Source organism: Thioalkalivibrio sulfidiphilus (genome assembly GCF_000377945.1).
GTDB classification, from domain to species: domain Bacteria; phylum Pseudomonadota; class Gammaproteobacteria; order Ectothiorhodospirales; family Ectothiorhodospiraceae; genus Thioalkalivibrio_A; species Thioalkalivibrio_A sulfidiphilus_A.
In genome coordinates, this window is record NZ_KB898935.1 from 45346 (window position 1) to 67818 (window position 22473).

The following is a 22473-nucleotide window of genomic DNA, read 5'->3' on the forward strand; positions in this document are numbered from 1 at the left end:
TTGCCGCCATACAACGAACAACCCCAGCAAGACAGGTGATGAGATGATGAAAGGTGGACTTGGCAACCTGATGAAGCAGGCCCAGAAGATGCAGGAGCAGATGGCCCGCGCCCAGCAGGAGCTGGCCAACATGGAGGTGACCGGGCAGTCCGGCGGCGGTCTGGTAAGCGTGGTGATGACCGGCAAGCACGAGGTGCGCCGGGTGGCCATCGATCCGAGCTTGTTGGCGGACGACAAGGACATGCTGGAAGACCTGGTGGCCGCGGCCATCAACGATGCCGTGCACCGCGTCGAGGAGACCACCAAGGAACGCATGGCGGGCCTGACCGCGGGCATGAGCTTGCCCCCGGGTTTCAAGCTGCCGTTCTAGTCGCTGCGTGAAGTCCTCGCTGCTGGATGAACTGATCGACGCCCTGCGCTGCCTGCCGGGCGTGGGGCCCAAGTCCGCCCAGCGCATGGCGCTGCACCTGCTGGAGCGGGACCGCCCCGGCGGCGAGCGCCTTGCCGCCGTGTTGCAGGATGCCATGGCGCGCATCGGCCACTGCAAGGTGTGCCGTACACTCACGGAACACGAACTCTGCCGGGTCTGTGCCGATCCCGGGCGCCAGCGGGATGTTTTGTGCGTGGTGGAGACACCCGCCGATGTGCTGGCGGTGGAGCAGGCCACGGGATTCCGCGGCCAGTACCACGTGCTGCTGGGGCATCTCTCGCCCCTGGACGGGATCGGCCCCGAGGAACTGGGCCTGGACCGGCTCGAGGCCCGCCTGGACGAGGGCGAGATCCGCGAGGTGATCCTGGCCACCAGCACCACTGCCGAGGGCGAGGTCACCGCCCACTACATCGGCGAGCTGGCCCGGGCCCGGGGCATCCGCAGCACCCGTATCGCCCACGGCGTGCCCCTGGGCGGAGAGCTGGAATACGTGGACCGCGGCACCCTGTCCCACGCCTTCGAGGGCAGGCGCGAATATTGATTAAAGCGCAGAGACAAGAGACAAGATACAAGAGGCAAGTGGGAGGTCTTTCTTGTATCTTGCCTCTTGGATCTTGTCTCTAGGAGTCATGCAATGACGACCTGTATCTTCTGCAAGATTGCCAATGGTGATATCCCTGCCGAGATCGTCTACCAGGACGACCAGGTGCTGGCCTTCCGGGATCTCAATCCCCAGGCGCCTCTGCACGTGCTGGTGATTCCCCGCAAGCACATCGCCACCATCAATGACCTGACCCCCGAGGACGAGGCCCTGGTGGGCCGAATGTACCTGGCGGCGCGTCAGGTGGCCGAGGAGGCCGGTTTGGCGACGCGCGGCTATCGTACCGTGATGAACTGCAACTCCGAGGCGGGTCAGAGTGTCTATCATTTACACTTACATGTGTTGGGTGGCCGCTCCATGCAGTGGCCGCCGGGCTGAGGCCGACGGGATAACGGCGAAAGGATACGGCGTAACCCGAGGCGCGACCGGCAGGGGGAAACCCCGAGGGGAGGGCTGAACAATGAACAAGGCACGCATCTGTACCTGGGCCATGCTGGCCGGTGTCCTATGGGGTACGGCGGTCATGGCCGAACCTGAATCCACCGGCTACCAGGCGGGTGTGTTCCTCGAGACCTATCCCGACCGCTGGCAACTGACCGGCCGTCATCACGATCCCCTGCTGACCACGCCCACCAGCCGGACCATCCTCAACGCCCAGCTGGACAACTTCCTGCGTGGTGATGCCGGCTACCTGTTCGGGGTCGATGGCCGCATGCAGTGGGCCAAGGCAGACCCGCTGAGCGAATTGCCCGTGCATCAGGATGCGGATTTGCGCAGCCTGCAGTTCCAGGCTCTGGGCGGCTACCGTTTCGGGGCCCATGGCGATCCGGTGCGCTACGACCTGCGCATGGGTCTCGGTTACCAGGGTTGGAGCCGGGAGGCACTGCCCGGCAGCGGCCTGGCCGACGAGGATCTGGGCTTGCTGTACACCCAGTTCTCCGGCGGTCCCCGCTTCGCCAGCGGCGGCTGGCAGGGTTTCCTGGAACTGGGTGTGCGCATGCCCGTCTCGCTCACGGACTCCGGCATGTACGGCCGGGCGGATCCCGCTGAGGCCAATGGCCTGCGCAGCTCCGGTTTCATCAGCTTCCAGAATCAGTTCCAGCTGGGCGACAGCAGCGCCCTGCGCCTCGATCTCTACTACGACAGCCAGCGCTACGGCCTGCCCAACGCCCGGGGCAGCGATCTGTATGGAGATGACGCCTTCAACGCCCGGGATCGCGACGTGTTCGGGGTGGAGATGGGGGTGAGGTTCTGAGGGGGGGATTCAAGATTCAAGATTCAAAATTCAAAATTCAAGATTCAAAGGGGTGAAGCGAAGTACCTTTGAATTTTGAATTTTGAATTTTGAATCTTGAATCTTGAATTTATTTCTTCATCGCCAGATAACTGCCGTAGCGCTCGCCACTGATTTCTCCCGCTTCGACCGCCGCCTTGATGGCGCAGCCGGGTTCCCGGTCGTGGTTGCAGTTGTGGAAGCGGCACTGACCCAGGTAGGGCCGGAACTCCACGAAGCCCCGGGCCAGTGCCTCGGCGGGCAGGGGCGGGGGGGTGAAGTCCCGCACGCCCGGCGAGTCGATCAGATCACCTCCGCCCGGCAGGTGATAGAGGCTCGCGGCCGTGGTGGTGTGGCGGCCTTCTCCGGTGGCTTCCGAGACCTCCCCGATGCGCAGACTTTCCCCGGGCAACAGGGCCTGGATCAGGGATGACTTGCCCACGCCCGACTGTCCCACCAGGATGCTGGTCCTGTCCTTGAGCTCCCCACGCAGATCATCGAGTCCCAGGCCGGCACTGGCGCTGGTGTGCAGCACCGGGTAACCCAGTTGCCGATAGCGTTCTTCCATCCCGGGTTGCGGGTCCGAGGGATCCGGTTCCAGGTCGGCCTTGTTGAGCACCAGCAGTGCCCGGGCATCCAGGTGTTCGATGGCGACCAGGTAGCGGTCCACCAGGGGCCACTGGGGCGGCGGGGGGCGGGCGATGACCACGACTACCTGATCCAGATTGGCGGCCACGGGCCGGGTCTGGCCCCGGGGGTCCAGGCGTTGCAGGAGGTTGTGCCGGGGCAGGATGGCGGTGACCACGTCATTGCCCGAGTCGCTGGGACTCCATTCCACCCGGTCGCCGCACACCGCGTCCTGCAAGCGGCGACGGCTGGTGCAGCGTCGGCGCTGGCCCGTCTCGTCCTCGATCACCAGCTCCGCGCCGAAGCGGGTGACCACCCGTCCCGTGTGAGTCACGCGTGATCCGGTCCCTGGGTCTGAAGGGTTTGGAGGGTGTCGGGACGGATCACGGGCTTGGCAGGCTCAGAATCTGTAGAAGTTGCTGTTGAGGTATTCCACCACGGCCATCACGTCCTCATCAAACCAGCGCAGGCCCAGGGTGCTCTCGCAGCGCCGAACCTGGGCGATGAGCTGATCCCGGGAGCCCACCATGCGGTTGGGGCGGGTGTACAGGGCCGTGCCGTTGCCGCCCACCATGCTGGTGTGGCAGCTGACGCAGTTGGCGGCATGCAGTTGCTGGCCGCGCTTGACGTCGGCCTGGGCCGTGGCGCCGAACAGCAGGGCCAGGATGGCGATCACGGCGGTGAGGGTGAGGGTCGGTTTCATGGGTGGGTCCTCCTGGAAGCGCGTGCAGCCTGCTGACACAGGCACAAATCTTAGTGTAAGACTAGGGCATTGCCGGTGCCGAGTACACAGCCCAATGCTCTCGGTCCCGTGCCGCCCCGCCTCGAACACCCCCGGGGGATGCGTGTACACTGCCTCCCGAAGCCATATGCTGCACAAAGGACGTCCATGAATCCCAATCCCGACAACCTGGCCTGGATCGATCTGGAGATGACCGGTCTGGACACGGACAACGACTACATCATCGAGATCGCCACCCTGGTCACTGACAAGGACCTGAATATCCTGGCCGAGGGCCCGGTGATCGCCGTGCATCAGAGCGATGCGATCCTGGCGCGCATGGACGACTGGAATCGGGATACCCACGGCCGCTCCGGGCTCATCGACCGGGTCAGGATGAGTCTCCATACGGAGATCGAAGCGGAGCAGGAGACTCTGCGTTTCCTGGAAAAATACATCCCCCGTCGCGGCTCACCCATGTGCGGCAACAGCATCTGCCAGGACCGCCGTTTTCTGGCCCGCTGCATGCCGGACCTGGAGGCCTTCTTCCACTACCGCAACCTGGACGTGAGCACCCTCAAGGAACTGGCACGGCGCTGGGCGCCGGGTGTGGCCAATGCCTTCACCAAAGAATCCAATCACCAGGCCCTGGACGACATCCGCGCCTCGGTGCAGGAACTGCGGCATTACCGGGAACACTTTATTAAGGTGTGAAGTGGGAATTGGGAAGTGGGAATGAAAGGCAAGAAGGCGAGCTTGGCTCGCCTTTTTTGTCAGCGTAGCCCCGGTGGTAGGTCGGGCTTTAGCCCGACAGCACGGCTTCGACCGGACACCGCTGTCGGGCTAAAGCCCGACCTACGCCTACGGGACAGGTGTCAACGCGGGGTGCCGGTCTCCACGGGCACATCCGGGGCGTTGCCCCAGTCGGACCAGGCGCCGGGATAGCCGCGTACCCGCTCGAAGCCCAGGTGCCTGAGCATCAGCCAGGTGTGGGCGGAGCGGTGGTGGGTCTGGCAGTAGACCACCACCTCCTTGTCGGGGGTGATGCCCAGGCCGGCCAGTTCCTCGCGCAGCTCATCGGCGGGGCGCAGACGCAGGTTGCGGTGGATGTCCATGGCCCGGGTCCATTCGTAGTGCACGGCACCGGGAATGTGTCCGCCGCGGGCGGCTCGCATGTCGCTGCCCTGGTATTCACCTGCGGTGCGGGTATCCACCAGGCACAGGCCAGGGTCGTCGAGGTGCTCGAGGATCCAGGCCCGCTCGGCCACATCCTCGCCGGTGTAGTGCCAGGTATTCCGGGTAGGTGCGGGCGGCGCGACAGGCCGGCTGTCGAGCGGGTGGCCTTCCTGGGCCCAGGCATGCAGGCCGCCGTTGAGCAGGCTGGCGTGGTGGTGACCGTAAACGGCCAGGGTCCAGATCAGGCGCGCGGCCTTGCCGCCGCCCTCGTCGTCGTACGCGATCACCCGGGTGCTCGGGGTGATGCCCAGCTCACCCAGGACGGCGGCCAGGGTGTCGGCGTCCGGCAGCAGGCCCTTGACGGGATCGCGACTGGCCACGATGCGCCCGTAGTCCAGGTGCAGGGCGCCGGGCACATGGGCCTGGGCGTAGGTCTCCGGTTTGCACAGGTCCACGACGCACATGCCCGGTGTGCCGAGCAGGTGTTCCAGCTCGGCGGGTTCGATCAGCAGGGGTGTTGGCCGTGGTGTCATGGGCGTCTCCGAAAGCTGAGGGAAGAATGTCTTGTGATCAGAATTGCGCCGGTGGCCAAACAAAAAATTTTTTGCCACAGAGGTCACAGAGTCATTTATGCGGTGGTTTCTCTGTGTCCTCTGTGAGCTCTGTGGCAAATCGCTTTTCTGAGCGCTACACCCAGCCTGGCGGCGCAAGTATGGTGGGCTTTCCGTCCATGGCCGGATCCCGCTCCGGGTAGTCCAGGGTGTAGTGCAGGCCGCGACTCTCACGGCGCTGCATGGCGCAGCGGATGATGATGTCGGCCACCATCACCAGGTTGCGCAGCTCCAGCAGGTCGTTGGTGACCCGGAAGTGGCTGTAGTACTCGTCGATCTCCGCCATCAGCAGGTCCACGCGATGCTGGGCACGCTCCAGGCGCTTGGTGGTGCGCACGATGCCCACGTAGTCCCACATGAAGCGGCGCAGTTCGTCCCAGTTGTGGGAGACCACCACCTCCTCGTCGGAATCGGTGACCCGGCTCTCGTCCCAGGCGGGGATGGCGAGCGCCGGCAGTGTGGCGGTGTCCCGGGACAGGATGTGCTCGGCGGCGGCCCGGGCGAACACCAGGCATTCCAGCAGGGAGTTGCTGGCCATGCGATTGGCGCCGTGCAGGCCGGTGTAGGCGGTCTCGCCGATGGCGTAGAGGCCCTCCAGGTCGGTGCGGGCATCCAGGTCCGTGACCACGCCGCCGCAGGTGTAGTGGGCGGCAGGTACCACGGGGAGCGGCTCCTTGGTCATGTCGAAGCCGAATTCCAGGCAGCGCTCGTGGATGGTCGGGAAATGGCCTTTCACGAAGTCCGCCGGCTTGTGGCTGATGTCCAGGTACACGCAGTCCGCGCCCAGGCGCTTCATCTCGTGGTCGATGGCCCGGGCGACGATGTCCCGGGGGGCCAGTTCGCCCCGGGGGTCGAAGCGGTGCATGAAGGGCTGGCCGTCGGGCAGCAGCAGCCGGCCGCCCTCGCCGCGCACCGCCTCGGAGATCAGGAAGGACTTGGCCCGGGGGTGGTAGAGGCAGGTGGGGTGGAACTGCATGAATTCCATGTTGGCCACCCGGCAGCCGGCGCGCCAGGCCATGGCGATGCCGTCGCCGGTGGCGCCGTCCGGGTTGCTGGAGTAGAGGTACACCTTGCTGGCGCCGCCGGTGGCCAGCACCACGCAGGGGGCATGGAAGATCTCCACGCCGTTGGAACGATCCAGCACGTAGGCCCCCACGCAGCGGTTGGGGCCGTCCAGGCCCAGCTTCTCGCGGGTGATCAGGTCCACGGCGATGTGCTGTTCGAACAGTTCGATGTTCGGGGCGCGCCGGGCCTGACCCACCAGGGTGTCCTCCACGGCCTTGCCCGTGGCGTCGGCGGCGTGCACCACGCGCCGGTGGCTGTGGCCTCCCTCCCGGGTGAGGTGCAGCTGGATGCTGCCGTCGGGCAGGGTCTCCTCGGTGAAGGGCACCCCCAGGTCCTGGAGCCAGCGGATGCTGGCCGGGCCGTGTTCCACCGTGTAGCGGACCGACCGCTCGTCACACAGACCGGCACCGGCCGTCAGGGTGTCCCGCACGTGGGCCTCCAGGGAGTCCTTGTCGTCCAGGACCGCGGAGATGCCACCTTGGGCATAGAAGGTGCTGCCCTCGGTGATGGGACCCTTGCTGAGCACGGCCACCCGACGGTGGGGGGCCAGGTGCAGGGCCAGGGACAGGCCCGCCGCGCCGCTGCCGATGATCAGCACGTCATGGTGGTGGACAGCGGACTTGGCTTGAGGCGGGGTCATGATTTGAGTTATTTTGTCACAGTTTTTGCGGCCTTAGCGTGGCAACCACGGGTCGCGCCACATGGGTTCGCCCGCTCGGGCGGGCATTCATCAGGCAACTATCCGCCAGAACTTACCGCTGGTTTTCAGGTCAATCGCTGGTAGGGTACAGGACGTGCCCTGAGAGGGGGAGTGCCCGCATGGGCAAGAAGGTCACCGACGAGGAGCTGGTCAAGCGTGTTCAGGCCGGAGACAAGAAAGCTTTTGACGCCCTTGTGCTCAAGTACCAGCACAAGATCGTCAATCTTGTCTCACGCTATGTGCACGACCCCTCTGCCGCCCTGGATGTCTCCCAGGAGGCCTTCATCAAGGCCTACCGGGGGCTGTCCAATTTCCGTGGTGACAGTGCCTTCTACACCTGGCTCTACCGGATCGCCATCAACACGGCGAAGAATTATCTCGTCTCCCAGAACCGGCGCACCCCCGACTACGAGGTGGACGCCCAGGACGCCGAGCAGATGGGCGGTGAATCCGCTCTCAAGGAATATGCAACCCCCGAGGGTGAATTGCTGTCACAGGAGATACAGGCCGCGGTGCAGCGCACCATCGAGACCCTGCCTGAGGACCTGAAGACCGCCATCACCCTGCGGGAACTGGAAGGCATGAGTTACGAGGAGATAGCGCAGACCATGGGATGCCCGATCGGCACCGTGCGCTCGCGCATCTTCCGGGCCCGGGAGGCCATCGACCGGACCCTGCGGCCCCTGCTGGAGTGATCCCGGGGACGCCCATGGTTATTTTCAATCGAGTAGAGAGTGTACGCCCATGACCGCCACGAAGAATGAACGCCTGTCCGCCCTGGTGGACGACGAGGCCGACAGCTTTGAGGTACGACGCCTGGTGGATGAGCTTGGCAAGCATCCCGAGGACCTGGCCCAGTGGGGCCGATACCACCTGATCGGCGACGCCATCCGCGGCGGTCTGAGTCGCTCGGCCCCGGCAGACTTCGCCAGTCGGGTGAGCGCCCTGATCGAGCAGGAACCGGCCCTGACGGGCGTGCCCCATCAGGCCAGCCGCGGCCTGCTCAAACCGGTGGCCGGCGTTGCCATGGCCGCCTCCGTGGCGGTGGCTGTGCTGGTCGGTGTCATGAACGTGGGCGGTACCCCGGACAACAGCCTGCCGGCCCCGGTGCTGGCCGATCGTTCCGCGCCCAATCAACTGGCCGCGCAGGGCATCAGGCCGGTGGCCGAAGCCGAGCGCTCCGTGGCGATCAGCAGCGTGCCGGTGAGCCGCGAAGCTCCCCGCCTCAGCCGCCTGGAGACGCCCGATGCCCGGCTCAACAGCTTCATCGTCAACCATGCTGAGCATGCCGCCGGGCAGGGCCTGATGCCCGTCGTGCGTGTGGTTGGCTACGAAACCCCCGGGGAATAAGGCATGGGTCTGCGGGGACTCACCCGGTACGTACTGGCCGTGGGCCTGCTGGCCTCCAGTCATGCCTGGGCCGACGAGCACCGGGCCGATGCACTGCTGGATCGCATGATCGAGGCGGTCAGGAGTCTCAGTTACGAGGGCACCTTCGTCTACATCCACGGCCAGAAGACCGAAACCATGCAGATCGTCCACACCCGGGACGAGCGTGGTGAGCGGGAGCGTCTGCTGTCCCTGACCGGCGAACCCCGCGAGGTGATCCGCGACGAGGACGTACTCACCTGCGTCTGGCCTGCCAGCCGCTCGGTGGTAATCGAGCCCCGGCGCAGCCGTCTCGGTGGTCTGCCCGCCGCCATCCCGGACCGTCAGTTCGGTCCCGACTCTCCCTACCGCTTCCAGGTGGAAGGGGAGCAGCGCATCGCCGGCCTGAGCTGCCGCACCCTGCAGATCATCCCCAACGACGACCTGCGCTACGGTCACCGCCTGTGCATCGATGAGGACTCGGGCATGCTGCTCAAGTCCGAGATGCTCGATCACCAGGGCAACACCATCGAGCAGTTCATGTTCACCAGCATCCAGTTTCCGGATTACGTTCCCGACGACCGTTTCATTCCGGTCATGAAGGGTGAGGGCTTCACCACCCACCGGGTGGATGCCCAGAGCGAGATGAACCCGGATCCGGGCTGGAGGGTGCGAGATATCCCCGACGGTTTCCGAGTGGCAACCGTGAGCAAACGTCCCATGGCCGCAAATCTCAACCCGGTACAGCACCTGGTGCTGAGCGATGGGCTGGCCACGGTCTCGGTGTTCATCTCCCGGGCCAGCAGCCTGGACGACCTCTACATGGGCCTGACCCAGTCCGGTGCCCTACACGCCATGGCGGTGCCCGCCGGCGAATACCAGGTCACGGTGGTGGGCGAGGTGCCCGAGAGCACAATTCGCATGATCGCCGACTCCGTCTACCACGAGGCCCGTCCGTGATCGAGGAGCAGGCCCGGGTCATCAGTGTCGAACAGGGGCATGCCTGGGTGGAGACCCAGCGTCGTTCCACCTGCGGCAGCTGCGCCGCCAACAAGGGTTGCGGCACCTCCGTGATCGCCAAGGTGGTGGGCAACCGGCGCAGCCGGGTGCGCGCCATCGACCCCGTCGGCGTGCGCCTGGGTGACGAGGTGGTGGTGGGCATCGAGGAGGCGGCCCTGGTGCGTGGCTCCCTGGCAGTCTATACCGTGCCCCTGATCACCCTGCTGGTGGGTGCCCTGCTGGCCCGCTGGCTGTGGCCGGCGGCCGGTGAGCCGGTGGTGGTGCTGAGCGGCCTGGCGGGACTGGCCGCGGGGCTGGTGTGGCTGCGGCTGTTCGCCGGCCGGGTCAGTTCCGATCCCCGTTACCAGCCCGTGATCCTGCGCCGCCTGCACAGCCTGCATCCCCGCGCCAATGGTGTTTTGGCCCCCTGATTGTCATAATCCCCACTGGGTTTATTCCCCGGACCGGTTTCCAGATGATGGTTTTCTCGCGTAGTACCCTGCCTTTCGTCCTGTTGTTCATCACCCTGGTGTTTTCCGCGGCTGCCCAAGGGCGCGCCGCACTGCCGGATTTCGTCCCCCTGGTGGAGGACAACAGCCCGGCGGTGGTCAACATCAGCACCAGCCGCAAGATCGCCCGCGGTGGGCGTGATCATCCCCAGTTCCGCATCCCCGACATGCCCGATGACGGCATGCTGGGCGACCTGCTGCGGCGTTTCTTCGGCGAGGGCGGCGAGATGCCCGAGCAGTTCGACACCAGCTCCCTGGGCTCGGGCTTCATCATCTCCCGGGACGGCTACGTGGTGACCAATCACCATGTCATCGAGGATGCCGACGAGATCATCGTGCGCCTGAGTGACCGGCGCAGCTTCCCCGCCACCGTGGTCGGTTCCGACCCCAAGAGCGACGTGGCCCTGCTCAAGATCGAGGCCAGCGACCTGCCGACCCTCAAGCTGGGTAACTCCGAGCAGCTCAAGGTGGGCGAGTGGGTGCTGGCCATCGGCTCGCCCTTCGGCTTCGACCATTCCGTGACCGCGGGCATCGTCAGTGCCAAGGGCCGTGCCTTGCCCACGGAGAACTACGTGCCCTTCATCCAGACCGACGTGGCCATCAACCCGGGCAACTCCGGCGGTCCGCTGTTCAACATGAAGGGCGAGGTGGTCGGCATCAATTCCCAGATCTACAGCCGCACCGGCGGTTTCATGGGCCTGTCCTTCGCCATCCCCATCGAGATGGCCATGGAAGTGGTCGAGCAGCTCAAGACCCAGGGCTACGTGAGCCGGGGCTGGCTGGGTGTGCTGATCCAGGAGGTCACCCGGGAACTGGCCGACTCCTTCGGCATGAGCCGCCCCACCGGCGCCCTGGTGGCCCGGGTGCTGCCCGACAGCCCGGCGGAGAAGGCCGGCGTGCGGGTGGGCGATGTGATCCTGACCTTCAATGGCGTGGAGGTTACCCGCTCCAGCGCCCTGCCGCCCCTGGTGGGCCGTGCCCCGGTGGGCAAGGATGCCCGGGTCGAGATCCTGCGCGACGGCCGCAAGCAGACCCTGCGGATACGCATCGCCGAACTGCCGCCGGACGACGAACTGGCCAGCCGTACGCCGGCCGAGCCTGCGGCCCCGTCGGCCCCGGAAACCCACTTCGGCATGACCCTGGAGCCGGTGCCTGCCGAGCTGCGCAAAGACCTGGACCTGGAGCAGGGCGGCGTGCTGGTGGCCGGGGTAGGCGAGGGCGCGGCCCGGGATGCCCGTATCCAGCGCGGCGACGTGCTGGTGATGATCAACAACCAGCGCATCGAATCCCCCGCGCATTTCGCCGAGCTGGCGGGTAAACTCACCCCCGGCAGCAGGGTCCCCGTGCTGGTGCAGCGTCGCCAGGGTCCGGTCTTTCTGGCACTGAAGGTGCCGGATTGACCCCGTGGCACGGACGCTGATCCTCTACAGCCGGGCCGGATGTCACCTGTGCGAGCAGATGCACGCGCAGCTTGCCGCCATTGATCTCCCGGACGATGTTTCCCTGAACACCGTGGATGTGGACGCGGACCCTGCGCTGCGCGCGCGTTTCAACGTCAAGGTGCCGGTGCTGGCCCTCGACGACGAGATCCTGTGCTGCCATTTCCTCGATGAAAACGAATTGCGACAGGCCCTGAGTGATGGCTGAACCCCGACAAAATTACATCCGCAACTTCTCCATCATTGCCCACATCGATCACGGCAAGTCGACCCTGGCGGACCGCTTCATCCAGACCTGCGGTGGCCTGGACGAGCGTGAGATGTCCGAGCAGGTGCTGGATTCCATGGACCTGGAGCGCGAGCGCGGCATCACCATTAAGGCCCAGAGCGTGTCCCTGGACTACCACTCCCGCAGCGGCCAGGTCTACCAGCTCAACTTCATCGATACCCCCGGGCACGTGGACTTCTCCTACGAGGTGTCCCGCTCCCTGGCCGCCTGCGAGGGCGCGCTGCTGGTGGTGGATGCCTCCCAGGGCGTCGAGGCCCAGAGTGTGGCCAACTGCTACACCGCCATCGATCTGGACCTCGAAGTGCTGCCGGTGCTCAACAAGATCGACCTGCCCGCCGCCGACCCGGAGCGGGTGGCCGCGGAGATCGAGGAGATCATCGGCATCGAGGCCAAGGACGCGGTGCGGGTCAGCGCCAAGACCGGCCAGGGGGTGGACGACCTGCTGGAGGCCCTGGTGGCACGCATCCCGGCACCGGCGGGCGATCCGGACGCGCCCCTGCAGGCCCTGATCATCGACTCCTGGTTCGACAACTACCTGGGCGTGGTGGCCCTGGTACGGGTCATGAACGGCACCGTGCGCCCCAAGCAGAAGATCATCGCCATGTCCACGGGCCGCACCCACCTGGTGGACCGGGTGGGCGTGTTCACGCCCAAGCCCAAGGACCGGGAGGAACTTGCCGCCGGCGACGTGGGTTTCGTGATCGCCACCATCAAGGACATCACCGGGGCCAAGGTGGGCGACACCCTCACCGGCGCCGACCGGCCCGCCGAGTCGCCACTGCCAGGCTTCAAGGACGTGCAGCCCCGGGTGTTCGCAGGCATCTTCCCCATCAGCGCGGAAGACTACAACGACCTGCGCGACGCGCTGGACAAGCTCAAGCTCAACGATGCCTCCCTGCACTATGAGCCCGAGACCTCCCAGGCCCTGGGCTTCGGTTTCCGCTGCGGCTTCCTGGGCATGCTGCACATGGAGATCATCCAGGAGCGCCTGGAGCGTGAATACGACCTTGACCTGATCACCACGGCGCCTACCGTGGTCTACCAGGTGGAGACCACCAAGGGTGAGGTGCTGGAGATCCATAACCCCTCCCAGCTGCCGCCGGTCAACGAGATCAAGGAGATCCGCGAGCCCATCATCCGCGCCAACATCCTGGTGCCCCAGGACTACCTGGGCGCGGTGATCAGCCTGTGCGTGGAAAAGCGCGGCGTGCAGACACGCATGCAGTACACCGGCCGCCAGGTGGCGCTCACCTACGAGCTGCCCCTGTCTGAGGTGGTGCTGGACTTCTTTGACCGGCTCAAGTCCGTGAGCCGGGGCTACGCCTCCTTCGACTACGAGATGGCGCGCATGGAACCGGCGCCGTTGGTGAAGGTGGACCTGCTCATCAACGGTGACCGTGTGGATGCGCTGTCCGTGATCGTGCACAAGGACCAGGCCCAGAGCCGCGGCCGCCAGCTGGCCGAGACCATGAGCGAACTGATCCCGCGGCAGATGTTCGAGGTGGCCATCCAGGCGGCCATCGGCAGTCATATCATTGCGCGCACCAACGTGCGTGCGCTGCGCAAGAACGTCACCGCCAAGTGTTACGGCGGCGACGCCACCCGCAAGCGCAAGCTGCTGGAAAAGCAGAAGGCGGGCAAGAAGCGCATGAAGCAGATCGGCCGTGTGGAAGTGCCCCAGGATGCCTTCCTGGCGGTGCTGCGTGCCGATACCAAGAGCAGCTAGAAACAGGCAGTCAGGAACAGGCAGCCGAGAACTGCAGGGCTGAAAGACTTAAGGGGAGCAGTGCATGACCTTCGATCTTGAACTGGTGCTGGTGCTGGGCACGCTCGTCACGGGCGTGGTCTGGCTGCTGGATGCGCTGTGGTGGAGCAAGGCCAGGAAGGCGCCGGTGCCCGTGGAGGGAGAGAGCCGCAATGCCCGTCCCCCCGAGCCCTGGTACGTGGAGTACTCCAAGTCCTTCTTCCCGGTGCTGATCATCGTGCTGGTGCTGCGCTCCTTCGTGGTGGAGCCGTTTCGCATCCCCTCGGGCTCCATGATGCCCACCCTGCTGGTGGGCGACTTCATCGTGGTCACCAAGTACAGCTACGGCATCCGCCTGCCGGTAACCCGTCAGCTGATCATCCCCACTGGTCTGCCCAAACATGGTGACGTGGCGGTATTCCGCTATCCTGAGAATCCCAGAGAGGATTACATCAAGCGGGTGGTGGGACTGCCCGGGGACCGGGTGGCGTTCTACAATAAGACCCTGTTCATCAACGATCGCGCCGTGACCCAGCGGGAGATCGGGACCTACGAGGGCAGCGGTTCCGGGGACGTGATGACCGGTGCGACCCTGGCCGAGGAGACCATCGGCGATGTCACCCACCAGATCCTGATCTGGCCCAACCGGCCATCGGTGCAGGGCGAGATCCTAGTCCCCGAGGGGCATTACTTCGTGGTGGGTGACAACCGGGACAACAGCAACGACAGCCGCTACTGGGGGTTCGTGCCCCAGGAGAACCTGGTAGGCAAGGCCGTGATGATCTGGATGCACTGGGATTTTGCTGACCGCTCCTCGGATCTGAGCCGGATCGGGACGCGGATACGTTAATCACGTCAAGGGGGAGATGAACATGAACCAGCTGCCTGCCATGCACCTGCATGCCCTGGCCTTCCGCAAAGAGCGCGGCATCGCGCTCATCCCGCTGCTGTTCGTCGCGGCGGTACTGGTGATCTTCGGCACCGTGGGCCTGCGCCTGTTTCCCATCTACAGCGAATTCATGACGGTGAACTCGGTGCTCAAGGACGTGGCCGCCGAAGGTGCCGCAAACCGCAGCATGCGCGAGATCTGGGGCGCCACCAGCCGGCGCTTCCAGGTCAACAGCGTGGACAATGTGCGCCAGGAGCACCTCAAACTGGAACAGCGGGGTGACAAGCGCGTCCTCGTGCTGGACTACGAAGTGCGCACCAAGATGATCTCCAACATCGATGCGGTGGTCAGCTTCAAGAAGGAATATCCCCTGGGCCCATGAGCCGGATTCCGCTTCTCGATCTCCTGCCCGAGCGGCTGCACGACTCCGAACTGCTCACCGAGGCGCTCACCCACCGCAGTGCCGGAAGCCCCAACAACGAGCGCCTGGAATACCTGGGTGACGCGGTGCTCGGGATGGTGATGGCGGAGCATCTGTTCAAGGCCCATCCCGAGGCCAGCGAGGGCGATCTCAGCCGGCTTCGCGCCACCCTGGTGAACAAGGACAGCCTGGCCGTGATCGGCAAGGCACAGGGTCTGGGCGGGCAGATCAATCTGGGGCAGGGGGAACTGAAAAGCGGTGGCGCCCGGCGCAACTCCATCCTGGCCGATGCGGTGGAGGCGGTGATCGGCGCGGTCTACCTGGACAGTGGTTTCGATGCCGCGCGGCGCTTCGTGCTCGCGCTCTACGCCGACCGGCTGGAGAGCCTGCCTGCGCTGGACGCCCTCAAGGATCCCAAGACCCGGCTCCAGGAATGGCTGCAGGGCCGCAGCCGAGAGCTGCCCGTCTATGAAGTGACCTCCGTGACCGGCAAACCCCACGAGCAGCGCTTCCGCGCCCTGTGCCGTATCGGCGACAGTGAATACTCGGGTGAAGGCACCAGCCGCCGGCGCGCCGAACAGGCCGCGGCGGAATGCGCATTGAAGGCGCTGGAGACCAGTGGCAAGAGGCAAGAGGCAAGTTGAAGTCAGTCTCGCCCGACCCGGCACCCAAAGCATCATGTTTTCTTGTATCTTGTATCTAGCCCGCATATCTCACCGGTCGGACACCGGCGGATGCGTAACTGCCTGAAACGTATGTGGAATACACTGAAATGATCGGCACCCTCAGCATGACAGCCTGTTCCCGCCGGTGTCCTATCGCGGTTCAGGCTCGTCTTCGCGCCCGTATGCTTGCTCTTCACTCAACCCATAGCTACTGCTATGGGTTTCGCTCCAGAGCGGCGCCTACGGGCACGAATCCTTCGCCTGCTCCCGCGATCCCGGTGAGATATGCGGGCTAGTCACTTGTCTCTAGCGCCTTCCTGGAGCCCCATCATCGAAACCCAGTCCCCATCCCGCTGCGGCTACATTGCCATCGTCGGACGCCCCAACGTGGGCAAGTCCACGCTGCTCAATGCCCTGGTGGGCGAGAAGATCGCCGCCACCACCCGCAAGCCCCAGACCACCCGTCATCGTATCCTGGGCATCGTCACCCGGGGCGCGGATCAGCTCATCCTGGTGGATACGCCGGGCATCGATACCCGCTCCGAAAAGCTGCTCGGCCGGGTCCTGAACCAGGCCGCCCAAGCCGTGTTCGCGGACACTGACGCGGTGCTGTTCGTGGTGGAGGCGGACCGCTGGGAGAGCGGCGATGCCCAGATCCTGGAGATGCTCAAGCAGGCCGGCGTGAAGAAGCTGGTGCTGGCCATCAACAAGGTGGACCGTCTCGAGCGCAAGGAGACCCTGCTGCCCTTCATCGAGCGACTGCGGGGCCTGCATCCGTTCTCGGACATCGTGCCCATCTCGGGGCTGCGCGGCGTGAACCTCGAGCCCCTGGTGGACGTGCTCATGGGCTTTCTGCCTGAAGGTGTGCACCTGTTCCCGGAGGATGAACTCACCGATCGCAGCCAGCGCTTCAGGGTCACCGAGGTGATCCGCGAGGAACTGCTGGAACGCCTCGGGCAGGAGGTGCCCTACGCCACGGCGGTGGAGGTGGAGTCCTGGAAGGACACGCCCACGGTCACCCACATCGACGCGGTGATCTGGGTGGAGCGTGACAGCCAGAAGGCCATCGTGGTGGGCAAGGGCGGTCGCATGATCAAGAGCGTCGGCACCGCCGCCCGCCACACCCTGGAAGAGATGCTGGAGCGCAAGGTGATGCTGCGCCTCTGGGTGAAGGTCCGGGAAGGCTGGCAGGCGGACGTGGACTCCATCCGGCGCATGGGGATTGATACTTAGAATTCAACATTCAAGATTCAACATTCAAAGGGGGCAGCTATGCTGGAGATTCAGGCCGTACGGCCCTGCTCAGCCCCTTTGAATGTTGAATCTTGAATTTTGAATCTCGATTTCATTACCCCGTGAACAGAGTCCACACCACCGGCTTCATCCTGCATGTGCGTCCCTACCGGGACAACAGTCACATCCTGGATCTGCTCACCGAGGCCGAGGGACGCACCGCCTGTCTGTTCCGCGGCCGCAGCCAGAAGGCGCGCAGTTTCGCTCGCTACGAACTGGCCTGGCAGGGACGGGGCGAACTCAAGACCCTCAGCCTGCTGGAGGAGCAGTCTGCCGTGGTGCTGGCTGCCCAACGCCTGGCCTGCGGCTTCTATGTCAACGAACTGGCCCTGAAGCTGTTGCCGCGCCAGATCCCCCTGGAGGGTTTTTTCGAGGACTACGCCCACACCGTCGCGGCGCTGGCCCGACCGGACGAGGATCTGGAACCGCTGCTGCGGGGCTATGAGCGCAGCCTGCTGCATTACCTGGGTGAGGGGCTGGAAAGCATCGACCTCGCGGCGCTGGAGCCCGAGGCCTGCTATGTGTACGAGGCCCAGCGGGGCTTGCGGATTGCCGGACCCGGGGAACGATCCCGGGGCGCCTGTGTCCATGGCGAGACCCTGCGTGAACTGCTGGGCGGGGGTGTGCAGACGCCCAGGGGGCGCCAGGAGGCCAAGCGCCTGCTGCGTGGTCTGCTGGACCATCATCTCCAGGGCCGCCGGATCATGAGCCGCGCGCTGTTTCCCGGCGCAGCGGGACAGAGACAAGAGAATCGAGAACCATGAACACGCAAACCGCCCTGCGACTGGGCGTTAACATCGACCACATCGCCACCATCCGCCAGGCCCGGGGCACGTCCTATCCTGATCTCGTCGAGGCGGTGCGCATCGTCGAGGAGGCCGGCGCGGACATCATCACCCTGCACCTGCGCGAGGATCGCCGTCACATCCAGGACCGCGATGTGGAAGTGCTGCGCGAGCGCATCACCACCGGCATGAACCTGGAGATGGCCGCCACCGAGGAGATGCAGGCCATCGCCCTGCGCATCCGCCCCGAGGCCTGTTGCATCGTGCCCGAGCGGCGCGAGGAACTGACCACCGAGGGAGGGCTGGACGTGTTGGGTCAGGAGGCACGACTCAAGGCCTTCTGCGCGCCGCTGCTCGCGGCGGGTATCGAGGTGTCCCTGTTCGTGGAGCCCGACCTGGCGCACCTGGATGCCGCCTTGCGCATCGGTGCGCCGGTGGTGGAACTGCATACCGGTGCCTATGCCAGTGCAGCACCGGGGCCGGATCGCGAGGCGCATCTGGAGCGCATCGTGGCCGCCGCAGCCCACGGCCACGCACGGGGCCTGGTGGTCAATGCCGGGCACGGCCTCGACTACGAGAACGTCCTGTCCATCGCGGCGATCCCTGTGATGCACGAACTCAACATCGGCCACGCCATCGTCGCCCGTGCGCTGTTCACGGGGATCGGCGAGGCGGTGCGCGCCATGCGTGCCGCCATGGACCGGGCACGGCGGTGAACCCTGCCATGAGGATCCTGGGTATCGGCACCGACCTGGCCAGCATCCCGCGCATGGCGGGTCTGCTCGAGCGCCACGGCGAACGCCTCGCCCGGCGCATCCTGCATCCCGTGGAATGGCCCGGGTATCACAACACCGCGTCCCCGGCGGCCTTCCTGGCCCGCCGCTTCGCCGCCAAGGAGGCGGCGAGCAAGGCGCTGGGCGTCGGGGTGGGCGCACACATGCGCTTCATGGACGTGGGCGTGGATCATGATGCGCGGGGGCGCCCGTTGCTGGTCTTCTCCGGGCGCGCCGCCGAGACCGCCGGGCGTCTCGGGGTGAAGGAGTCCCACATCAGCATCACCGATGACCGGGATTACGCGCTGGCCTTTGTGATTCTGATGGGGTGAGTTTAGTACTTTGTGCTTTGTGCTTTGGAAGATCAAAGCACCAAGCACCAAGCACCAAGCACAAGCTACCCCTTCATCACCTCCATCTCCTTCAGCAGGGCGTCGCCCTGTTCCGAAAGCGTCTTCAATTCCTTTTTCCAGGCCTCCAGCAGGGCGGGGACGTCATCCGTGCGCCCGTCCTTGAGGGCCGCTTCCAGGGCCTGGCTGCGGGTGTTCAGGCGTGGCGTGCCGCAGTACCGTGAGCCGCCGTGTATGCGGTGCACCAGTTCCAGCAGTGCCTCGTTGCTCATGGATGTCTCAGTGATCTGCTCCAGGGCCTTCTGCGCATCGCGGATCAGCATGTCCAGCATGTCCCGGGCCAGCTGTGGATTGCCGCCGGCCCTTTGCAGGGAAAGCACGGGATCGTGTACCGGGTGCGGCATGTCCCGGGCCGGGTCGACGTTGCGACGGCTGGAGCGGCGCACGCCCTTGTGACTTTCCTGCACACACTCGACCAGGTCCTGCTCCGAGATTGGCTTTGAGAGCACCTGGTCAAAGCCCTGCTGCAGCAGGGAGATGTGCATCTCGGGGCGGGCATCGGCGGTCACCGCGACGATGCGCGCCGTGGGATCCTCCGCGCGGATCTCCAGCATGGCCTCGATGCCGTCCTTCACCGGCATGTGTACATCCATGAGCACCACGTCCGGCGTGTCCTCGTGATAGGCGCTCACGGCGGACGCACCATCCTCCACCTGCCGAACCTCCGCGCCCTGCTGCTGGATGATCTCCGCCAGCAGGCGCCGGTTGACGGCGTTGTCATCGGCCACCAGGAAACGCAGACCGTTCAAGGGTATCGTGTCCTCCGCGAGGTCTTCCTCCACGTCCCGGCTGGCGGTGCCGGGGCGCAGCCTGCGCTGGATGGCCTGATTGAGGGACTGGACCGAAAGCGTGAGCGGCATGAAGCGCGCCCCCTGGGCGAGCAGGCCCGCCTGGGTCTCCTCCGGCATGAGGCTGTTTCTGGCGATCAGGGTGCGCGCCAGCAGTGACGGGTGCAGACGCAGTTTCTCCAGGTCATCACCGGACAGGGAGCGCACCCAGATGATGCCGATGCCCTGGGGGTTGAGGTCCAGCTGCTGGATGTAGTCATCCAGCGATCTCCCTGCCCGGGTGCCGAGGTTCATGACCCTGAGGGTTTGCAGCAGCGCCGTGCGCACTTCCGTATCGTCGCACCAGACCGTGACCTGGCCCAGGTCGCCCGGCAGCGGCGGCGAGGGCAGCGGTACGTCGCTGTCGTACAGCGGCAGCAGGAGCGTGAACAGGCTGCCCGTGCCCGGGGCGCTGTCCACCAGGATCTGTCCACCCAGCAGTTCCGTGATGCCGCGTGTGATGTTCAGGCCCAGGCCTGCGCCGCTGTGACGGCGCACCTCCGGGTGTCTGGACTGGAAAAAGGGCTCGAAGATGTGCGGCAGGTCTTCCGGTTCGATACCGGGCCCGAAATCCCGCACGCAGATCTCGAGCTGCCGGGTACGCCCTTCCTGACGCACGCCGACATGCACGTTCACCTGACTGTTGGCGGTGAATTTCAGCGCGTTGCTGAGCAGGTTGGTGATCACCTGTTTGAAGCGCAGGTGGTCGGATGTGATCGAGGCGGGTGTCTCGGGGCTCATGATCAGGGTGACATCCACCTGGCGGTCGCGCAGGGAACGTCGGCAGATGCCGATCACTTCCGAGAGACACTTACCCAGTTCGAACTGATTGCGGTGAATGGTGATGCGCCCGGATTCCAGACGGGCCACGTCCAGGAGGTCGTTGACCAGCTTGAGGGTGTCCTTGCTGGAGGTGTTGATGATCTCCAGCCAGCCCAGATCGCGATCATCCAGGTTGCCGTATTGTTCAAGCAGTTCGGAATAGCCCTGGATGGCGCTCAGGGGCGTGCGCAGTTCGTGACTGATGCTGGCGAGCAGGTGCGACTTGCGCTGGTTGGCTTCTTCCGCATTGCCCCGGGCAATGGTCAGCTCGCGATTCTTCTGATCGATGAGTTCAAGCTGTTCCTGCAGATCCCGGGTGGCTGACTGGATGCGTTCCGCAAGCCTCGCGTGGGCGCGCTGGATGTTCTCGGCCATGTTGTCGATGCCGTGGGCCAGCTGTGCCAGCTCTCCGCCTGCCTTGACCCCGGTGCGGGCCTCCAGATCGCCGCGTCCGATGCGCCGCACGGTCTCGGCCATCTGCTCCAGGGGCGCGGAAATGGGCCGTTCCAGGCGATAGATGACCAGCCCGGTGATGCCCAGCAGGACGATGATGATGGCGATGCTTCGCAGCAGCCACTCCGTCTGGGTGATGGCGGTGGGCACCGTGGACAGACTGATCCTGACATGCCCGATCACCCGTTCCGTACTGCGCCGGTCCGCCTCTGCGGACCCACCGATGAAATCGAAGCCATCCAGGCTGGTGAGCACGATCGGTGCCTCGAACAGGCGCACCTCATGACCAAACAGCAGCGCCGACAGGGTGTGCAGTCGGCGGGACTCCTGGATGTCGCGGACATGGGTGTAGAGCAGGTTGTCCCGGTCGTCGCTGATGCGGATGCTGATCAGATCCTGTTCCTCACGGACCCGGGTACTCGCAGAGCGCAGGTAGGCCCGGTTCCCCGACAGCACCCCGTACTCCGCGGCCGGCGCCAGGAAGGCCACGATGATCGCGCCACGTTCCTCAAGTCGTTGATTCAGCTCCATGATCTTGATGGCCGTCCAGTAGCCGGTGAGCACCATGGCCACCACCATCGAGGGCAGCAATGCCAGGGCCAGCAGACGGTGTTTGATGCGCCAGTTCTTCATCACGGGGTTTCTTTGACTCGTATGCGAAGGGAGCGGGCCACCTGCGGGTTGACGGCCACGGTGTAGCGTTCGGTGTGTCGCTCGGTGTGCTGCCATCGCTGCGCTCGCAGGGCGTCGGCGACCAGTTCACCCGCCTCGTCACCCAGCATCTCCGGCGAGGAGAACACCGACATCAGTGCACCGGCCCGGTTCATGGCCTCGGAATAACCGATCACCGGGGTGTTGCTGCGATAGGTGGTCAGCATGATGCGCACGATGGTGTCGCGATTGAAGATGCGCGGATCCGGCACGGCGAGGATGGCCTGGTTCTCGCGGCTGGCCTGGGTAAAGACATCCACGATGTCCGCTTCCCGGGGTACGGCGTATTCCCGGAACTTAAGCCCAGGGGCGCGGTCGGGGTGTCCGAGTCGGTGTTCACCGCTCAGGTAACGCCCGTCGCTGCTGACGATACCCACCGACTCGATGCCGGTCAGGCGCTGGCTGATGATCTCTGCCATGCGTTCGAGGGAGACCTCCATGAAAATGGCCGAGAGTCTGTCCCTGTCCGTCCGCCCACGGGTCATCTGCAGGAAGCTCTCCTCCGGGATGGCGATGGCCAGGATCCGGGCCTGATGACTGGCCTCGAGGCCGAGGCGCAGTGCATGAACGCCGGAGGTCACGATCAGGCACTCCGTGCAGTCAAAGTGACCAATCTGTGTGCGTGCGCCCTCGTCAGTGGCGATAGCCCTTGTCCGTGACGCCGGCACGTTCCCGATCTGGCGTTCCATGGAGAGCAGGATGCGCTGGTGCAGGGTGCCGTCGTCGCTGGCCAGAAGCAGCACGCGCGTCGGGGCCGGTTGAGGTTCGGAGGCGAACCCGCACAGTGGCATGAACAGAACCAGCGCCGGCAGCATCAGGCCGGCGACGAGTGATGTCCATGTGGCGATGGGTGCTCGCATCATCCTTGGGTG

25 protein-coding genes are annotated in these 22473 nt (G+C 65.2%); 19 read left to right on the top strand and 6 right to left on the bottom strand.

What is annotated here, in order from left to right; genetic code table 11:
- Positions 1–43 precede the first annotated feature (43 nt).
- The 4 genes from D580_RS0107720 to D580_RS0107735 all read left to right on the top strand — a co-directional run bounded on the left by D580_RS0107720 (position 44) and on the right by D580_RS0107735 (position 2286).
- A complete protein-coding gene (locus D580_RS0107720) occupies positions 44–370 on the top strand; it encodes a YbaB/EbfC family nucleoid-associated protein (RefSeq protein ID WP_012637645.1) in 327 nt (108 codons plus the stop codon).
- Between the two features lie 7 nt (positions 371–377).
- Positions 378–971: a recombination mediator RecR gene (gene recR, locus D580_RS0107725; protein WP_018953833.1), complete on the top strand. Its 594-nt coding sequence runs from the start codon at positions 378–380 to the stop codon at positions 969–971.
- Positions 972–1064: 93 nt separating this feature from the next.
- Positions 1065–1409 carry a histidine triad nucleotide-binding protein gene (locus D580_RS0107730; protein ID WP_018953834.1) on the top strand — a complete coding sequence of 115 codons (345 nt, stop codon included), beginning with the start codon at positions 1065–1067 and terminating at the stop codon, positions 1407–1409.
- Positions 1410–1491: 82 nt separating this feature from the next.
- Positions 1492–2286 (top strand): hypothetical protein, encoded by a 795-nt coding sequence (locus D580_RS0107735; protein ID WP_018953835.1) that lies wholly within the window; start codon positions 1492–1494, stop codon positions 2284–2286.
- A gap of 109 nt (positions 2287–2395) precedes the next feature.
- Here the strand turns inward: D580_RS0107735 and rsgA are convergent, their stop codons facing one another.
- Together rsgA and D580_RS0107745 are read right to left on the bottom strand one after the other, a co-directional pair.
- Positions 2396–3265: a ribosome small subunit-dependent GTPase A gene (rsgA, locus tag D580_RS0107740; protein ID WP_026289810.1), complete on the bottom strand. Its 870-nt coding sequence runs from the start codon at positions 3263–3265 to the stop codon at positions 2396–2398.
- A 66-nt stretch (positions 3266–3331) separates the two neighbouring features.
- Positions 3332–3634 (bottom strand): c-type cytochrome, encoded by a 303-nt coding sequence (locus tag D580_RS0107745; RefSeq protein WP_018953837.1) that lies wholly within the window; start codon positions 3632–3634, stop codon positions 3332–3334.
- A gap of 186 nt (positions 3635–3820) precedes the next feature.
- Here D580_RS0107745 and orn point away from each other — a divergent pair, with 186 nt between their 5' ends.
- Positions 3821–4366 (top strand): oligoribonuclease, encoded by a 546-nt coding sequence (gene orn / locus D580_RS0107750; protein ID WP_012637651.1) that lies wholly within the window; start codon positions 3821–3823, stop codon positions 4364–4366.
- A 161-nt stretch (positions 4367–4527) separates the two neighbouring features.
- On the opposite strand, the gene D580_RS0107755 is transcribed toward orn, so the two are convergent.
- Positions 4528–5361: a sulfurtransferase gene (locus D580_RS0107755; protein ID WP_018953838.1), complete on the bottom strand. Its 834-nt coding sequence runs from the start codon at positions 5359–5361 to the stop codon at positions 4528–4530.
- A gap of 154 nt (positions 5362–5515) precedes the next feature.
- A complete protein-coding gene (gene nadB, locus D580_RS0107760; RefSeq protein WP_018953839.1) occupies positions 5516–7144 on the bottom strand; it encodes an L-aspartate oxidase in 1629 nt (542 codons plus the stop codon).
- A 179-nt stretch (positions 7145–7323) separates the two neighbouring features.
- On the opposite strand from nadB, the gene rpoE reads away from it, so the two are divergent.
- The 14 genes from rpoE (at position 7324) to acpS (ending at position 18710) form a co-directional block, all read left to right on the top strand.
- Positions 7324–7899 (top strand): RNA polymerase sigma factor RpoE, encoded by a 576-nt coding sequence (gene rpoE, locus D580_RS0107765; protein WP_018953840.1) that lies wholly within the window; start codon positions 7324–7326, stop codon positions 7897–7899.
- 49 nt (positions 7900–7948) lie between these two features.
- A complete protein-coding gene (locus tag D580_RS0107770; protein ID WP_018953841.1) occupies positions 7949–8554 on the top strand; it encodes a sigma-E factor negative regulatory protein in 606 nt (201 codons plus the stop codon).
- Between the two features lie 3 nt (positions 8555–8557).
- Positions 8558–9532 carry a MucB/RseB C-terminal domain-containing protein gene (locus D580_RS0107775; RefSeq protein WP_018953842.1) on the top strand — a complete coding sequence of 325 codons (975 nt, stop codon included), beginning with the start codon at positions 8558–8560 and terminating at the stop codon, positions 9530–9532.
- Entirely contained in the window at positions 9529–10002 is a 474-nt protein-coding gene (locus D580_RS0107780; RefSeq protein WP_018953843.1) for a SoxR reducing system RseC family protein, read from the top strand. The genes D580_RS0107775 and D580_RS0107780 overlap by 4 nt, the downstream gene beginning before the upstream one ends.
- Before the next feature lie 44 nt (positions 10003–10046).
- The gene (locus D580_RS0107785) at positions 10047–11480 is read left to right on the top strand and encodes a DegQ family serine endoprotease (RefSeq protein ID WP_018953844.1); all 1434 of its coding nucleotides are present in this window, start codon (positions 10047–10049) and stop codon (positions 11478–11480) included.
- Between the two features lie 4 nt (positions 11481–11484).
- The gene (locus D580_RS0107790) at positions 11485–11727 is read left to right on the top strand and encodes a glutaredoxin family protein (protein ID WP_018953845.1); all 243 of its coding nucleotides are present in this window, start codon (positions 11485–11487) and stop codon (positions 11725–11727) included.
- The gene (gene lepA, locus D580_RS0107795) at positions 11720–13534 is read left to right on the top strand and encodes a translation elongation factor 4 (RefSeq protein WP_018953846.1); all 1815 of its coding nucleotides are present in this window, start codon (positions 11720–11722) and stop codon (positions 13532–13534) included. The genes D580_RS0107790 and lepA overlap by 8 nt, the downstream gene beginning before the upstream one ends.
- A gap of 64 nt (positions 13535–13598) precedes the next feature.
- Positions 13599–14402 carry a signal peptidase I gene (lepB, locus tag D580_RS0107800; protein WP_018953847.1) on the top strand — a complete coding sequence of 268 codons (804 nt, stop codon included), beginning with the start codon at positions 13599–13601 and terminating at the stop codon, positions 14400–14402.
- Between the two features lie 22 nt (positions 14403–14424).
- Positions 14425–14823 (top strand): DUF4845 domain-containing protein, encoded by a 399-nt coding sequence (locus D580_RS0107805; protein WP_155999768.1) that lies wholly within the window; start codon positions 14425–14427, stop codon positions 14821–14823.
- Positions 14820–15506, top strand: coding sequence for a ribonuclease III (gene rnc / locus D580_RS0107810; RefSeq protein ID WP_018953849.1), 687 nt, complete (start codon positions 14820–14822; stop codon positions 15504–15506). Before D580_RS0107805 ends, rnc begins: the two co-directional genes overlap by 4 nt.
- A gap of 348 nt (positions 15507–15854) precedes the next feature.
- A complete protein-coding gene (gene era, locus D580_RS0107815; RefSeq protein WP_419581641.1) occupies positions 15855–16760 on the top strand; it encodes a GTPase Era in 906 nt (301 codons plus the stop codon).
- Positions 16761–16882: 122 nt separating this feature from the next.
- On the top strand, positions 16883–17584 hold the full coding sequence (recO, locus tag D580_RS15325; RefSeq protein WP_018953851.1) for a DNA repair protein RecO: 702 nt from the start codon (positions 16883–16885) through the stop codon (positions 17582–17584).
- A complete protein-coding gene (gene pdxJ / locus D580_RS0107825; RefSeq protein WP_018953852.1) occupies positions 17581–18321 on the top strand; it encodes a pyridoxine 5'-phosphate synthase in 741 nt (246 codons plus the stop codon). The genes recO and pdxJ overlap by 4 nt, the downstream gene beginning before the upstream one ends.
- A gap of 8 nt (positions 18322–18329) precedes the next feature.
- Positions 18330–18710 (top strand): holo-ACP synthase, encoded by a 381-nt coding sequence (acpS, locus tag D580_RS0107830; RefSeq protein WP_018953853.1) that lies wholly within the window; start codon positions 18330–18332, stop codon positions 18708–18710.
- Between the two features lie 65 nt (positions 18711–18775).
- On the opposite strand, the gene D580_RS0107835 is transcribed toward acpS, so the two are convergent.
- Both D580_RS0107835 and D580_RS0107840 read right to left on the bottom strand, forming a co-directional pair.
- The gene (locus tag D580_RS0107835; RefSeq protein ID WP_018953854.1) at positions 18776–21523 is read right to left on the bottom strand and encodes an ATP-binding protein; all 2748 of its coding nucleotides are present in this window, start codon (positions 21521–21523) and stop codon (positions 18776–18778) included.
- The gene (locus D580_RS0107840; RefSeq protein ID WP_231363519.1) at positions 21523–22464 is read right to left on the bottom strand and encodes an ABC transporter substrate binding protein; all 942 of its coding nucleotides are present in this window, start codon (positions 22462–22464) and stop codon (positions 21523–21525) included. The genes D580_RS0107835 and D580_RS0107840 overlap by 1 nt, the downstream gene beginning before the upstream one ends.
- Positions 22465–22473 lie beyond the last annotated feature (9 nt).

Excerpts from the sequence above, each read along its gene's own strand:
- D580_RS0107770 (WP_018953841.1), top strand. The coding sequence starts at position 7,949 with ATGACCGCCACGAAGAATGAACGCCTGTCCGCCCTGGTGGACGACGAG.
- D580_RS0107785 (WP_018953844.1), top strand. The coding sequence starts at position 10,047 with ATGATGGTTTTCTCGCGTAGTACCCTGCCTTTCGTCCTGTTGTTCATC.
- D580_RS0107735 (WP_018953835.1), top strand. The coding sequence starts at position 1,492 with ATGAACAAGGCACGCATCTGTACCTGGGCCATGCTGGCCGGTGTCCTA.
- D580_RS0107775 (WP_018953842.1), top strand. The coding sequence starts at position 8,558 with ATGGGTCTGCGGGGACTCACCCGGTACGTACTGGCCGTGGGCCTGCTG.
- D580_RS0107805 (WP_155999768.1), top strand. The coding sequence starts at position 14,425 with ATGAACCAGCTGCCTGCCATGCACCTGCATGCCCTGGCCTTCCGCAAA.
- D580_RS0107745 (WP_018953837.1), bottom strand. The coding sequence starts at position 3,634 with ATGAAACCGACCCTCACCCTCACCGCCGTGATCGCCATCCTGGCCCTG.
- nadB (WP_018953839.1), bottom strand. The coding sequence starts at position 7,144 with ATGACCCCGCCTCAAGCCAAGTCCGCTGTCCACCACCATGACGTGCTG.
- acpS (WP_018953853.1), top strand. The coding sequence starts at position 18,330 with ATGAGGATCCTGGGTATCGGCACCGACCTGGCCAGCATCCCGCGCATG.
- rpoE (WP_018953840.1), top strand. The coding sequence starts at position 7,324 with ATGGGCAAGAAGGTCACCGACGAGGAGCTGGTCAAGCGTGTTCAGGCC.
- D580_RS0107840 (WP_231363519.1), bottom strand. The coding sequence starts at position 22,464 with ATGATGCGAGCACCCATCGCCACATGGACATCACTCGTCGCCGGCCTG.
- D580_RS0107730 (WP_018953834.1), top strand. The coding sequence starts at position 1,065 with ATGACGACCTGTATCTTCTGCAAGATTGCCAATGGTGATATCCCTGCC.
- pdxJ (WP_018953852.1), top strand. The coding sequence starts at position 17,581 with ATGAACACGCAAACCGCCCTGCGACTGGGCGTTAACATCGACCACATC.
- rnc (WP_018953849.1), top strand. The coding sequence starts at position 14,820 with ATGAGCCGGATTCCGCTTCTCGATCTCCTGCCCGAGCGGCTGCACGAC.
- lepA (WP_018953846.1), top strand. The coding sequence starts at position 11,720 with ATGGCTGAACCCCGACAAAATTACATCCGCAACTTCTCCATCATTGCC.
- D580_RS0107755 (WP_018953838.1), bottom strand. The coding sequence starts at position 5,361 with ATGACACCACGGCCAACACCCCTGCTGATCGAACCCGCCGAGCTGGAA.
- D580_RS0107720 (WP_012637645.1), top strand. The coding sequence starts at position 44 with ATGATGAAAGGTGGACTTGGCAACCTGATGAAGCAGGCCCAGAAGATG.
- lepB (WP_018953847.1), top strand. The coding sequence starts at position 13,599 with ATGACCTTCGATCTTGAACTGGTGCTGGTGCTGGGCACGCTCGTCACG.
- orn (WP_012637651.1), top strand. The coding sequence starts at position 3,821 with ATGAATCCCAATCCCGACAACCTGGCCTGGATCGATCTGGAGATGACC.
- D580_RS0107835 (WP_018953854.1), bottom strand. The coding sequence starts at position 21,523 with ATGAAGAACTGGCGCATCAAACACCGTCTGCTGGCCCTGGCATTGCTG.